This is a genomic window from Pandoraea cepalis, assembly GCF_902459625.1.
GTDB classification, from domain to species: Bacteria; Pseudomonadota; Gammaproteobacteria; order Burkholderiales; family Burkholderiaceae; genus Pandoraea; species Pandoraea cepalis.
Window position 1 is genome coordinate 728,636 of the sequence record NZ_CABPRY010000001.1, and the last position, 13,828, is coordinate 742,463.

A 13,828-nucleotide genomic window follows, 5' to 3' on the forward strand; every position below is an offset into this window, starting at 1 on the left:
CCTTGTCATAAGACTCTGCCGCGACGACACGGGCGGCGCTCGCCCGTGTCGTGACGTAAGACAGCCCGAACGGGCGATGCGCTTACTGCCCGCGTGCGAGCAATGGGGCGAGATACTTGCCGGTGAAGCTGGCCTTGTTCGCCGCCACTTGCTCGGGCGTGCCTTGCGCAATGATCTGCCCACCGCCCGCGCCGCCTTCCGGCCCGAGATCGATCACCCAATCCGCCGTTTTTATCACGTCGAGATTGTGCTCGATGATGACCACGGTATTGCCTTGATCGCGCAACCGGTGGATCACCGTGAGCAGCAACTCGATATCGTGAAAGTGCAGCCCGGTCGTCGGTTCGTCAAGGATATAAAGCGTTCGGCCCGTGTCGCGCTTCGAGAGTTCGAGCGAGAGCTTCACGCGCTGCGCCTCACCGCCCGAGAGCGTGGTCGCCGACTGGCCAAGGCGAATGTAGCCCAGGCCCACGTCCAGCAATGTCCTGAGCTTGCGCGCGACCACCGGCACCGGCTTGAAGAACTCATGCGCCTGCTCGACCGTCATGTCGAGCACCTCCGAGATATTGCGGCCCTTGTACTGCATTTCGAGCGTTTCGCGGTTGTAGCGTTTGCCGTGGCAGACATCGCAGGGCACATACACATCGGGCAGGAAGTGCATCTCGACCTTGATGACGCCATCGCCCTGACAGGCTTCGCAGCGTCCGCCCTTGACGTTGAACGAGAAACGGCCCGGGTCGTAGCCACGCTCCTTGGCCGCGGGCACGCCGGCGAAGAGTTCGCGGATCGGGGTGAACAGCCCCGTGTAGGTGGCCGGGTTCGAGCGCGGCGTGCGTCCGATGGGCGATTGGTCGACGTTGATGACCTTGTCGAAGTGCTCCAGCCCTTCGATCTGGTCATACGGCGCCGGCTCGGCCGACGACCCGTAGAGATGCCGTGCGACGGCGTGATACAGGGTGTCGTTGATCAGCGTCGACTTGCCCGAACCGGATACACCGGTTACGCAGGTCAGCAACCCGACGGGCAAATCCAGCGTGACGTTTTTGAGGTTGTTGCCCGATGCGTCCAGAATTCGCAGACGATCGTCGCTCGGCGCGCGTCGCTGCGCAGGCACTTCGATACGCCGCGCGCCGGACAGGTACTGCCCCGTGAGCGACTCCGGCGCGCTTTCGATCTGCTCGGGGCGGCCTTGTGCGATCACCCTGCCGCCGTGGATCCCCGCGCCCAGCCCCATGTCGACGACATAATCGCTTGCGAGAATCATGTCCTCGTCGTGTTCGACCACGATCACCGAGTTGCCAAGATCGCGCAGATGCTTGAGCGTGCCGATCAGGCGGTCGTTATCGCGCTGATGCAAGCCGATGGACGGCTCGTCGAGCACGTACATCACGCCGGTGAGGCCCGAACCGATCTGTGACGCCAGGCGGATGCGCTGCGCTTCGCCGCCCGAGAGCGTATCGGCGCTGCGTTCGAGCGACAGGTAGTCGAGGCCCACGTTGTTCAGGAACGTGAGGCGGGCCACGATTTCCTTGACGATCTTGTCGGCGATCTCGCGCTTCGCACCGTGCAGTACCAGTTCGTGGAAGTGGCCGAGCGTTTCGCGCAGCGGCAGGTTGCCGATCTCGTAGATCGCGCGCGCCTGCTGGCCTTCGCCGACCTTGACGAAACGAGCTTCGCGACGCAGGCGGCTGCCTTCGCAATCGGGGCAGGCCTGATTGTTCTGGTACTTGGCCAGCTCTTCGCGCACGGCGACGGAATCGGTTTCGCGATAGCGTCGTTCGAGATTCGGGATGATGCCTTCGAAGGCATGCTCGCGCACCGATGTGCGGCCCTTCTCGTTCACATAGGTGAAGGGGATGGTCTGCTCGCCCGAGCCGAAGAGTACGATCTTCTGGGTGGCTTCCGGCAGTTCCTCGAAGGGCGTGTCGACATCGAAGTCGTAGAACGCCGCGAGGCTCTGCAGCATCTGGAAATAGAACTGGTTGCGGCGATCCCAGCCCTTGATCGCGCCCGAGGCGAGCGAGAGCGCCGGGAAGCCGACGACGCGCTTCGGATCGAAGAAGGTCATGTGGCCAAGACCGTCGCAGCTCGGGCACGCCCCCATGGGATTGTTGAACGAGAACAGCCGCGGCTCGAGTTCCTGAAGCGAATACGAGCACACCGGGCATGCGAACTTCGAGCTGAAAACGTGTTCCTTGTCGGTGTCCATTTCCAGCGCCACGGCCCGGCCGTCGGCCAGTCGCAGTGCCGTTTCGAACGATTCGGCCAGACGCTGTTTCAGATCGGCGCGTACCTTCACGCGGTCGATGACCACGTCGATCGAGTGCTTTTCCGTCTTTTTGAGCTTGGGCAGGGATTCGATGTCGTAGACACGCGCCGTGCCTTCGTTGGCCGCGCCGCCCCCCGAGCGGATGCGAAAGCGCACGAAGCCCTGGGCCTGCATCGTCTCGAACAGGTCGACGTGCTCGCCCTTGCGATCGACCACGATGGGCGCGAGGATCATGAGCTTGGTGTCTTCCGGCAGCGCGAGCGCTGCGTCGACCATCTGCGAGACGCTTTGCGATTGGAGCGGCAGGCCGTGGTCGGGGCAGTAGGGTGTTCCTACACGCGCGTAGAGCAGACGTAGGTAGTCGTGGATTTCGGTGACCGTGCCCACCGTCGAGCGCGGGTTGTGCGACGTGGCCTTCTGTTCGATGGAGATCGCGGGCGAGAGGCCTTCGATCAGGTCGACATCGGGCTTTTCCATCAGTTGCAGGAACTGGCGGGCGTAGGCCGACAGGCTCTCGACGTAGCGACGCTGACCTTCCGCGTAGAGCGTGTCGAAGGCGAGCGACGATTTACCGGAGCCTGACAGGCCGGTGATCACCACGAGCTGGTGACGCGGCAAGTCGAGATTGACGTTCTTGAGGTTGTGGGTGCGAGCCCCACGAATACGGATGGTTTCCATTCACGGTTCCGGGTCGTCGCCGAGGAATCCGCGCGGCGAATTGTCGCGGGGCGGTTTCCGGCCCCCAAGAGTCCGAGTTTCCCGGGACGTCGCGCGATATCGGCGCGGCGTTGGCCGGGCGTCGACGCAGCAGGCGGCGGGAGCGGTCGGGCGGGCCGCTGGGGGAAAATCCGGGCGGCTAAACCTGCTAATATACCTAAGTTTGATGGCTGGGGCTGAACCGGCTGACGGGCAGTCTCGGGCGATGTACCTGCACGGGCCATAGGTGGGGGCGAATCGACCGCTTTCCAGGGGGCTGGCGTCGGGCCGTCGTCCAGAGGCGGCCATCGACGTACCTCCGGGCGGTTGGCGTGCTGCGCGCCCGGGCAGCGATCATCAGACGATTCCGAGGCTGCACGATGTTGCGCGCGCTTTTTCCATCTCTCAGGACGTAATGTCTACCGATTCCGTGACTTCCGCTTCCCCTGCCACGACGCGCGGCCGAGGTGGCCGCATGACCCCGCTAGAAGTGCGTGCGAGTGCATCGCTCGCGGGGATTTTTGCGCTGCGCATGCTCGGTCTGTTTCTGATCATGCCGGTGTTCTCCGTGTTCGCCCAGACGATTCCGGGCGGCAACAACACTTTTCTCGTTGGACTGGCCATCGGCATCTACGGTCTGACGCAGTCCTTGCTCTATATCCCCTACGGCTGGGCTTCCGATCGGCTGGGGCGCAAGCCTGTCATCGTGTTCGGCCTGATCGTGTTCGCGATCGGCTCGCTCGTGGCGGCGATGGCGCATGATCTGGCGTGGATCATTGTCGGCCGCGCGATTCAGGGCGCGGGAGCGATTTCCTCGGCGGTCATGGCTTGCGTGGCGGATCTGACGAGCGATGCCAACCGCACGAAGGCGATGGCGATGATCGGCGGCAGCATTGGCCTGTCGTTTGCGGTGGCCATCGTGTGTGCACCGTTCCTGTATCACTGGTTGGGCATGAGTGGCCTGTTCTCGGCCATCGGCATTCTGGCGGTGCTGGCGATTTTCGTGGTGGTGTGGGTCGTGCCGACGCCGCCCGCGCATCCCAAGGTGGGCCCGGCGCCGTTCTCGGAAGTGCTGCACAACCCGGAGTTGTTGCGTCTGAATTTCGGCGTGTTCGTGCTGCATGCGACGCAGACGGCGCTGTTCGTGGCGATGCCGCGCATGCTGGTGGCGGCGGGATTGCCGGTGACGCAGCACTGGGAGGTGTACCTGCCGGTGATGGGGTTGTCGTTCGTGGCGATGGTGCCGGCAATCATTGCGGCCGAGAAGCGGGGCAAGATGAAGGTGGTGCTGCTCTCGGCGATTGCGCTGGTCGCGGTGGCGCAGGCGGCGCTGGGCGGATTGCCGCCGACGGTGGGCGTGATTGCGTGCGTGCTGTTCGTGTACTTCCTGGGTTTCAACGTGCTCGAGGCCTCGCAGCCGTCGCTGGTATCGAAGCTGGCGCCGGGGCAACGCAAGGGTGCGGCGGTGGGCGTGTACAACACGACGCAGGCACTTGGGTTGTTCTGCGGTGGGGCACTAGGGGGTTTTCTGATGACCCACTACGGTCAGAACGCAATCTTCATGACTTGCTCAGTCGGGGCTCTCGTGTGGCTTATAATCGCCGCACCGATGAGGACGCCAGCGCCTCGTCAATCCTGATCGGATATCAGCAATCGCGGAGAAAGATTTATGGCATCAGTCAACAAAGTGATCCTGGTCGGCAATCTTGGTGCCGACCCCGAAGTCCGCTACATGCCGAGCGGCGATGCGGTCGCGAACATTCGTCTGGCGACGACCGACCGTTACAAGGACAAGCAATCTGGCGAGTTCAAGGAGCTGACGGAATGGCACCGTGTGTCGTTCTTCGGCCGTCTCGCGGAGATCGTGAACGAGTACCTGAAGAAGGGCTCGGCGGTGTATATCGAAGGTCGTATCCGCACGCGCAAGTACCAGGCGCAGGACGGCACCGAGCGTTACAGCACGGAAATCGTGGCGGACCAGATGCAGATGCTGGGCGGCCGCAGCGGTGGTGAGGGCGGTGGTGGTGGTGGTGGTGGTGGTGGTGGCTACTCGCGCGGCGGTGGTGGTAGCGGCGGCGACGAAGGCGGCGGTGGCGGCTATTCGCGTGGCGGCGGTGGCGGTGGTAGCGGCGGCGGTGGTGCCCGTCAGCAAGCACCTGCCAAGCAGTCGGGTGGCGGATTTGACGATATGGATGACGATATCCCGTTCTAATAGGCACTTAGGCGCTTGAGAACGTGTGATCAGCTGGCCCGCAACCGTCTTCGGTGCGGGCCTTTTGTTTTTTGTGCTGCGGGCGTTCGAGTTGCGAGGTCCAACCCTCACGGTCCGCCCAAAATCGGCACAGGTCTGTCGACAATGCGGGTAGGGTGTGCTCGCCGTCTTGCCGCGTCCAGAATGCCACGTCCGGCCTCCCTAACGTTAGCCATAGCGGGAATCTCTGGACGGGATATGCCAGCGCGAACGGGGCGCGTGGCGCAACTGCCCCGGACGGCTTCCTCTCGTGGGTTTTCCTTTGATGAGCATCAAGGCGGTTCACCCGTCGTCGCCTAGACTTAGTTCGACAGGTCGGCGCCGAGCTTGCCACTGCGCACCGCGTCGGTTTGTGGTCCTTTTTTCGGGCCAACCGCAGGCCAAGCCAGATGGGGGGGCTGCCATGCACGAGCGAGTTCTTGTTTCACCGGATGAATTGACGCAGTTGATGAAGTCCGGGCCGGTGGTCCTGATCGACACGAGAGACGCGGCAAGTTTTGCCGAAGCCCATCTCTGCCAGGCGCGGTGAATATCCATGAGATATTTACCTATCTGGCGACCTCGACACCCCAAGGTCTTGCTGCCTTGCGCGACACTTTCACTGGGGCATTTGCGAAGGCTGGGTTGTCCGGGAGGGAGACGGCCGTCATCTACGAACAGTCGATGACAACGGGATTCGGCCAATCCTGTCGGGGCTATGTACTGCTCCGCCATCTCGGCTATCCCCGCGAAAAAATCAAGGTACTTCACGGCGGCTACAGTGCATGGCGTGCCGCTGGACTGCCAAGCACAACGGAAGTTCCTTCACCAACACCCACCGAGTTTCCTCCGGGTACGAGCGGAAGCAGCATCCTTGTCGACTTGGCAGGGATGAAGGACGCCGTCGCAGACCCGCACATCGTGAAGCTCGACGTGCGCGACGTCGACGAATGGATCGCCGAAAGCTCATCGCCTTATGGCAAGGATTTTTGTCCGCGAAAAGGCCGTATTCCCGGCTCGGTCTGGCTGGAGTGGTATCGAATGATGAAGCCGACCCCCACCGGACAGATGTTCAAGTCGCCCGCCGAGATTCTGGCCGAGTGTGCGACCGTGGGTATTCGTCGCGATACGCCTGTTGTTGTCTTCTGCTTCAAAGGAGCGCGAGCCTCCAACACCTTTGTCGCCCTGGAAGAGGCCGGCATCAGGGACGTGCGCCTTTACCTCGGCTCGTGGAATGAATGGTCAAGGGATCCTTCGCTGCCGATTGATGAGGGGTTGCCGTACTAGGTCCGTGCGGATACGCACCTCCACGTCATCGGTCGGTGTCAGCGCAATTTACACGTCTGCACCCCCCGCCCCGCGCAAGCTGCGCAGCGTCATCTGCGCTGTCTCGAGCAGATCTGACGCGGTACCGATCATCCTCCGGTACCGCGTCAGATCCCGTGTCACGTCGTCGCAAGCCTTAGAAGCGATGGACGATACCGGCGATGAAGCTCACGATATTGTTGCCGGCGGTCACGGGGATGCCTGCGCCGCCCGCATTGTTGATCGTGAAGGCCGCGTTGGCGTTGTTCTTCACGTAGCTGGCACCCGCATACAACCCGGTGCGCTTCGACAGGAAGTAGTCGTAGCGCACGCCATACGACAGCGCGTTGCCTGACGAATTGCCGCGCAAGCGGTACTGACCGAAGCTCAGCAGCAGCGTGCCGTTCGCCAGGTTCGGCACCAGCGCATTGATTTCATAGAAGTCGTTTTCCGGATTCGCGTAGGCCGCGTTGCTCGCGGTCGTCACGCTATCGGTATTGCGGTGCATCTGATACAGGAATGCCGGCTTGACGAACCCGAAGTCGTACGAAGCGCCGAACAGGTAGTAGCGGCCGGTGCCCGTCGGCGACGCCGTCGTGACGGTCGACGTCGTGGTGAAGCGTTGTTGCAGGTAGTCGGCGTCAGCCGAGAATTGCCCCACCTTGAAGTTGAAACCCACCGACGCCGTATCGCCCAACGTACGCGGCTGACCAGCCGCGCCATTGGCGCCGCGCGCATACAACGCGCGTACGGTCAGGCCCGCGAACACCGGCGACACATAGCGAATCGAATTGGCGGTGCGCGCGACCGGCACGAAGACGAAGTTGTTCGTCGCGTTGCCCCAGCCGAGTGTGTTGAGGTCGCCCAGCGAATACGTCACATAGGTTGTGAACAGCGGCGTGTAGTTGTTGCCGACCTGCACCTGCCCCCACGAGTTACTGCGCAATCCGACCCAAGCCTCGCGATTGAACAGCGCACCATTGCCCGCAATCGTGCCGTTGTTCACGTTGAAGCCATCTTCAAGCTTGAACACGGCAGCCAGGCCGCCCCCCAGGTCTTCGGTGCCAATCATCCCCCATCGCGACGGCGCCACCGAACTCGATTCCACCCGCGACACGCTGGTGCCGCCCGTATGCGCATACTGCACGCCCGTGTCGATGATGCCGTACAGCGTCACGGATTGCGCATGCGCGCCCACGCTCGCACACAGCGAAAGCGCCGCAGCGGCGCCAAAACGTCGAATCATTGCCATGTCTCCATTCCTTTGTCGTCATAGACCATTCATTTGCACAAAAATGGCTTATTGCAATTTTTGTATATATTTTTTAGCAAATCAAATTTTAATGTCACAACTCGGGTAAACCGGGAGTATTCGTGATGTGTGTCTGCAACACGCGGCACGCGTGAGCGACGCGAAATGTGACGATGCGGGAAAGGAGGGGAGGCAGCGTTGCCAGCCCGAGCGATCGGGCCGGCCGTGCGAGACGGCTTATTCCGTGGGGAAGAGATTGGCGTCGGCGAGGATGATGTCGGCCGTGGTTTCGTAATGCTTGCGCATGAGCTGGATCGCACGCGCTGCGTCGCGCTCGATGACGGCGTCGAGCATCGCTTTGTGCTCTTCGCGCTCGTGGCGATTCGGGTAGATACGCTTCACCGACAACTGGCGATAGCGGTACAACTGATCCGAGAGTTGCTCGCAGAAGTTGAGCAGCCAGCGTGACTGGCAGCCGCTGATGAGCGTGCGATGGAACGCCCGATGCAGCCGCTCCCATTCGGGATTTTCGAGGTATTGAGTTTCGCTGAGCGAGCGCGGCACCTTGGAGAGACGGTGATAGGCCAGCACGAGCGCCTCTTCCCACTCCGGCTGGTCGGCCGCAAACGCCTCGCGCAGGGCGACTTCCTCGAGCCAGACGCGCGTCTTGGTGATCTCGCGAAGGTCGGCGGCGCTGATGCCGGTGACGGCAAATCCCCGCTGATCCCGCCGCTCCACCAGGCCATCGGAGGTCAACCGGTTGAGCGCTTCGCGTACCGGCGTCTGGCCCGCCTGGTATTGATCGCAGAGGAATTCGATCTGCAACTTGCGACCCGGCTCGAGCTTGCCGGCCAGAAGATCGGCCCGCATCCGGTCGTACAGATTGGTCGCCAGCGTGACGTTCGACCCGGCCTGGCTAGCGGTCTGGCTGGCAGAGGACAGCGCGGATATGCGGGACAAAACGTTACCTCGATCAGATGGGGGCGGGAAGTTACGTGCAAGTATATCTGAAACGGGTCAGCCCAATGCCAACGACGGAAACCTAGGTGTTTACGATAATTTATGTACGAAAATAACAAATCAGTGTTTTTGTATATATAATTGCTCGCAACAAAGGTCCGGTGCGATCGCTTGATCGAGATCGCAACGCCTGGACGCGTTCGGAGATCAGTCGTATGGCATCCCCCCTGACGTTGGCGCACGCCAACGAAATCATCGCGGCGGCACTCGCTGCGAGTCACCAACATCAGTACAAGGCGATGGCGGTCGTCGTGCTCGACGATGCTGGCCACATCAAGGCCGTGCAGCGCGAAGACGGCGCGTCGATGTCGCGAGTGGACATCGCGACCGGCAAGGCATGGGCCTGTGTGAGCATGGGCGCCAGCAGCCGCGCGCTGCTCGCTCGTGCCAAGGACAATCCCGCCTTCTTCAACGCGCTTGCGGTCACGCACGGCGGCAAGTTCATTCCCCAGACCGGCGCCGTTCCGATTCGCGATGCCGACGGCCGCGTCATCGGCGCCGTGGGCGCATCGGGCGGCACGGGCGACGAGGACGAAGCGATCTGCATCGCCGGCGTGATGGCCGCGGGGCTGCGTCATGAGTGAGCATGTCGCACACGGCCATGGTTGCGACTGTGCTGCGCTGCCCGGTATCGACGTGCACTGCCATGTGATTCCCGCCGAGTTCCCGAAATCGCTGCGCATCACGCCGGCCGGCTGGCCGTCGATGGCCCCTGCGCACGAATGCCATCGGCACGTGATGATCGACGGCGGTCTCTACCGCACGGTTTCCGACCGTTGCTGGGATGCCGGCAAGCGGCTCGACGACATGGCGGAACAGCGGGTCGGCCTGCAAGCACTGTCGCCCATGCCCGAGTTGCTCGGCTACTGGCTGCCGGCAACCGATGCCGCGCATCTGAATCGCTACGTCAACGATGAGATCGCGAAGATGGTCGCGTACGCGCCGACGCGCTTCATCGGGCTTGGCGCGGTGCCGTTGCAAGACATCGATCTCGCCATTGCCGAACTGACGCGACTGATGGCCTCGGGCGAGTTCGCGGGCGTGGAACTCGGCAGCAATATCAACGGCGTGCCGATTGGCGCGGCATGCTTCGATCCCTTTTTCGAAGCGGCCGAAGCGCTCGGCGCGGCAATTTTCGTGCACGCGCTGCGTCCGGCCGGCGAAGCGCGGCTAGTGGGGCCCAAGCCTTTGGTGCAAGCCCTCGGCTACCCCACCGACATCGGTCTGGCGGCCGCGTCGGTACTCACGACAAATCTGATCGTGCGTCGCCCGACGCTGCGTATCGCGTTCAGTCACGGTGGCGGCACGCTTGCGTCGCTGTTGCCGCGACTCGAACGCGCGCACAAGGTGTTCAAGCCGCTCGAAGACACGCTGCTCGAATCGCCCAGCGCGCAAGCGCGGCGTCTGTACTACGACACACTCGTGTTCGACGATGACACGCTCGCGCACCTCGTCAGCAGCTTCGGCCACACGCAACTGATGCTCGGCACCGACTATCCGTTCGCGTTTCGCGAGACCACGCCGGTCGCCAGCATCGAGCGCGCGTTCGCCGACGCGACACGGCGCGAATCCCTGATTCATCTCAATGCCGAACGTTTTCTCGGCATGCCCGCAAGGAGTCATTCATGACGTCGTCCCTCGTCAGCGCACTGCGCGGCATCGCCATCGGCGTGCCGGATCTCGCGCTCGCGGAAACCTTTTATACCGAGACCTGGCATCTGAGCGTCGTCGCACGCACCGATGACGTGGTCTACCTGCGCGGCACGGGCGCGGCGCATCATATTCTGGCGCTGCATCGCAGCGACCGCGCCGACGTACGCAGCGTCGATTTCAATGTGCCCTCGCTCGACGCGCTGTCGATGCTCGCCGAGACGATCCCGGCCCATGGCGGCAAGGTGATCGACGGCCCGGCGCCGGTGACCGAACCCGGTGGCGGCACGCAGTTGCTCGCCCACGATCCGCAAGGGCGCGTGCTGCGCTTCATCGTCGGCGACGAGCGGTGGACCGACACGGCAGAGCGTGCCGACGCGCCGATCAAGATCACGCACGTCGTGATGAACAGCGAGAACGTGGCCGTGGCGCAGACATTCTTCGAAGACGCGCTGGGATTCAAGCTCTCGGATCGCACCCGCATCATGGCCTTCCTGCGGTGCGGTAGCGATCACCACAGCATCGCGCTGGCCGATGCCACCGAGACCAGCCTGAACCACATCGCCTTCGTGATGCCGGACCTCGATTCGGTGATGCGCGGTGGCGGCCGCATGAACGATGCCGGCTACCCGATCGAGTGGGGCGTCGGCCGTCACGGTCCGGGTAACAACGTGTTCGCGTATTTCCTCGGGCCGTTCGACTTCGTCATCGAGTACACCGCCGAAGTGCAACAGGTCGACGACACCTACCGCACCGGCGGGCCGGATGACTGGAAGTGGCCGCCCGGACGCATCGACCAGTGGGGTGTCGGCAAGTCGCCGTCGCCGCGCCTCAAGGAAGCCCAGAAAACCATTCGCTTTCGCCACGGCTGAGGCCGTCGCGCCAATTCTCAATCAAGTCCATGGAGTCTTACGGTGAAATTCGTCACGTTCAAGAATGAAGCAGGCGCGCGCCTGGGTGTGGTCGATGGCGACGACGTCATCGACCTGGCTGCTGCCCAACCCGGCGTGCCGTCCGATCTGCGCGTTGCGCTCGAGCAGGATGTCGATGTGCTCGGCGCCGCCAGGCGTGCGCTCGCCAATCGCGCCGGCCAGCGCGTGCGCCTGTCGGATGTCAAACTCGCACCGGCGTTGCCGCGTCCGGGCAAGATCGTCTGCCTTGGCCACAACTTCTACGATCACGCCAAGGAAGGCGGCAACCTGAAGCCGGTGTACCCGCTGATCTTCTTCCGCGGCGCGACCTCGCTGATTGCGCACGGCGATCCCGTGATCCGCCCGTACGTGTCGGAGAAGCTCGACTACGAAGCCGAGCTGGCGGTGGTGATCGGCAAAGGCGGCCGTCACATCAAGCGCAGCGACGCGCTCGAGCATGTCTTCGGCTACGCCTGCTTCAACGACGTCTCGGTGCGCGACTTCCAGAAGCGCACGTCGCAATGGACCATCGGCAAGAACTTCGACGGCACCGGCGCGTTCGGCCCGTGGATCGTCACGCCGGAAGACCTGCCGGCCGGCGCCACCGAACTGAAGATGGAACTGCGCCTGAATGGCCAGGTGATGCAGAAGACCAACACCTCGGACATGATCTGGGGCGTGGCCGAAACCATCGAGCTGCTGTCCGAATGCATGACGCTGGAACCGGGCGACGTGATCGCGATGGGCACGCCGGCCGGTGTCGGCTTCGCCCGCACGCCGCCCGTGTGGATGAAGGACGGCGATCGCGTCGAAGTGGACATCGAGCGTGTGGGCCTGCTGTCCAACCTCGTGCAGGACGAAGTCGAGGCGAAATGAGCGTCATGAACGAGTCCTACGACGTTCTCATCTCCGGCTTCGGCCCTTCGGGGGCCGTCGCCGCCAACTTGCTCGGCAAGCTCGGCGTGAGCACGCTGTGCGTCGACAAGGCGCGCGAAGTCTACGACAAGCCGCGTGCGATTGCGCTCGATCACGAGATCATGCGCATCTTTCAAGACCTAGGTCTGGCCGAGCGTATCGCCCCGTTCGTCGATGTGTTTCCGCCGTCGGAGTACTACGGCACGCAAGGGCAGTTGATCAAGCGCATCGCCACCGTCGACAAGCCTTATCCGATGGGTTACACGCCGACGATGACCTTCACGCAGCCGCCGGTCGAGCAAGCACTGCGCGATCAGGCAGCGAGCTACGACTGCGTGAGCCTCGCGCTGGGCACTGAGCTGATCGGCTTCGAAGACATGGGCGAGGCGGTCACCGCGCGCCTGCGCGACGACGCCGGCCAGACGCGCACCGTCACGGCCAAGTACCTGATTGCCGCCGACGGGGCGTCGAGCTTCGTGCGCACCACGCTGGGCATCGCGCTCGAAGACCTCGTGTTCGACGAACCGTGGGTCGTGGTCGACGTGATGGTCAACGACAGCGGTCTGGCCAAGCTGCCGAAGGTGGCGATCCAGTATTGCGAGCCGAAGCGCCCGTGCACGTACATCGTGGGTCCCGGACGGCATCGTCGCTGGGAAATCATGCTCTCGCCCGGCGAAGATCCCGCGCAAATGCGCGAAGACGACAGCGTGTGGCAACTGCTCTCGCGCTGGCTCACCCCGGAAGACGGCACCTTGTGGCGCGCGGCTAGCTATCGTTTCCATGCGCTGGTGGCGAGCGAATGGCGCCGTGGGCGCGTGTTCATCGCGGGCGACGCCGCGCATCAACAGCCGCCTTTCATCGGTCAAGGGATGTGTCAGGGCGTGCGCGACATCGTCAACCTCGTCTGGAAGCTCGAACGCGTGCTGCGCGGCAAGGCGTCGGACGCGCTGCTCGACACGTATCAAGTGGAACGCAAGCAGCATGTCACGACGCTGACCACACGCATCAAGGAGATCGGTCGCGTGATCTGCGAGCGTGACGAGGCGGCGGCCACGGCGCGCGACGCACGACTGCTGGCCGAGTGCGGCGGTGTGGTGAAGACCGTTACGCGTCAGGAGATCGTGCCGCCGTTGCAGTGCGGATTGCTTGCCGCTGACGGCAATGCCGTGAACGGCACGCTGTTCCCGCAACCGCTCGTTGCGACGACTGCGAATGCTTCCGCGTTGCTCGACGACGTGGTCGGCGGCGGCTGGCGAGTGGTCGTCGACGATGTTGCGTTGCTGGACAGCGGTTGGGTTGCCGCGGCGCGCGATATCGGCGCAAGGGTCGTGGTGCTTGGCTCGGCAGCATCCCTGCCGGCCGGCAGTGTGGCAGTGCAGGAGAAGGAAGGTGTCCTCGCGAGATGGTTCGGGAAGCACGATTGCCACGCGGCAATCGTGCGACCGGACCACTACGTTTGGGGTGTCGCGGGACACGCGAGTGAGCTGGCAACCCAACTCGACGCACTGATCGGCGCGCTGAGGTGACGGTCGGCGCCACGCCCGCTGGCGGGGGGGTGGCAAGCCGCCATTTAAATACGC

At 63.3% G+C, this 13,828-nt stretch carries 10 protein-coding genes and 1 pseudogene; 8 read left to right on the top strand and 3 right to left on the bottom strand.

Features of this window, described 5'->3' with window-relative positions:
• Nucleotides 1-82: 82 nt before the first annotated feature.
• Nucleotides 83-2,947: an excinuclease ABC subunit UvrA gene (uvrA, locus tag PCE31107_RS03330; protein ID WP_150606487.1), complete on the bottom strand. Its 2,865-nt coding sequence runs from the start codon at nucleotides 2,945-2,947 to the stop codon at nucleotides 83-85.
• A 433-nt stretch (nucleotides 2,948-3,380) separates the two neighbouring features.
• Here uvrA and PCE31107_RS03335 point away from each other — a divergent pair, with 433 nt between their 5' ends.
• From PCE31107_RS03335 to PCE31107_RS03345, 3 genes and pseudogenes are all read left to right on the top strand, one after another.
• A complete protein-coding gene (locus PCE31107_RS03335; RefSeq protein ID WP_425494702.1) occupies nucleotides 3,381-4,604 on the top strand; it encodes an MFS transporter in 1,224 nt (407 codons plus the stop codon).
• Nucleotides 4,605-4,634: 30 nt separating this feature from the next.
• Nucleotides 4,635-5,177 carry a single-stranded DNA-binding protein gene (locus tag PCE31107_RS03340; protein ID WP_150606491.1) on the top strand — a complete coding sequence of 181 codons (543 nt, stop codon included), beginning with the start codon at nucleotides 4,635-4,637 and terminating at the stop codon, nucleotides 5,175-5,177.
• Between the two features lie 442 nt (nucleotides 5,178-5,619).
• Nucleotides 5,620-6,482 (top strand): annotated as a pseudogene (locus tag PCE31107_RS03345) (sulfurtransferase).
• 175 nt (nucleotides 6,483-6,657) lie between these two features.
• Here PCE31107_RS03345 and PCE31107_RS03350 read toward each other — a convergent pair.
• Together PCE31107_RS03350 and PCE31107_RS03355 are read right to left on the bottom strand one after the other, a co-directional pair.
• Nucleotides 6,658-7,746, bottom strand: a complete 1,089-nt coding sequence (locus PCE31107_RS03350; protein ID WP_150606884.1) for a porin — start codon at nucleotides 7,744-7,746, stop codon at nucleotides 6,658-6,660.
• Nucleotides 7,747-7,989: 243 nt separating this feature from the next.
• On the bottom strand, nucleotides 7,990-8,712 hold the full coding sequence (locus tag PCE31107_RS03355) for a GntR family transcriptional regulator (protein WP_240756153.1): 723 nt from the start codon (nucleotides 8,710-8,712) through the stop codon (nucleotides 7,990-7,992).
• A 215-nt stretch (nucleotides 8,713-8,927) separates the two neighbouring features.
• Here PCE31107_RS03355 and PCE31107_RS03360 point away from each other — a divergent pair, with 215 nt between their 5' ends.
• Genes PCE31107_RS03360 through PCE31107_RS03380 form a run of 5 tightly spaced genes read left to right on the top strand, consistent with a single transcriptional unit; the run spans nucleotide 8,928 to nucleotide 13,774 of the window.
• Nucleotides 8,928-9,356 carry a GlcG/HbpS family heme-binding protein gene (locus PCE31107_RS03360; protein WP_150606493.1) on the top strand — a complete coding sequence of 143 codons (429 nt, stop codon included), beginning with the start codon at nucleotides 8,928-8,930 and terminating at the stop codon, nucleotides 9,354-9,356.
• Nucleotides 9,349-10,401, top strand: a complete 1,053-nt coding sequence (locus PCE31107_RS03365) for an amidohydrolase family protein (protein ID WP_150606495.1) — start codon at nucleotides 9,349-9,351, stop codon at nucleotides 10,399-10,401. Before PCE31107_RS03360 ends, PCE31107_RS03365 begins: the two co-directional genes overlap by 8 nt.
• Nucleotides 10,398-11,294, top strand: a complete 897-nt coding sequence (locus PCE31107_RS03370) for a VOC family protein (RefSeq protein ID WP_150606497.1) — start codon at nucleotides 10,398-10,400, stop codon at nucleotides 11,292-11,294. The genes PCE31107_RS03365 and PCE31107_RS03370 overlap by 4 nt, the downstream gene beginning before the upstream one ends.
• A 42-nt stretch (nucleotides 11,295-11,336) precedes the next feature.
• Nucleotides 11,337-12,209 (top strand): fumarylacetoacetate hydrolase family protein, encoded by an 873-nt coding sequence (locus tag PCE31107_RS03375; RefSeq protein ID WP_150606499.1) that lies wholly within the window; start codon nucleotides 11,337-11,339, stop codon nucleotides 12,207-12,209.
• Nucleotides 12,206-13,774, top strand: a complete 1,569-nt coding sequence (locus PCE31107_RS03380; protein WP_150606501.1) for a bifunctional 3-(3-hydroxy-phenyl)propionate/3-hydroxycinnamic acid hydroxylase — start codon at nucleotides 12,206-12,208, stop codon at nucleotides 13,772-13,774. The genes PCE31107_RS03375 and PCE31107_RS03380 overlap by 4 nt, the downstream gene beginning before the upstream one ends.
• Nucleotides 13,775-13,828 lie beyond the last annotated feature (54 nt).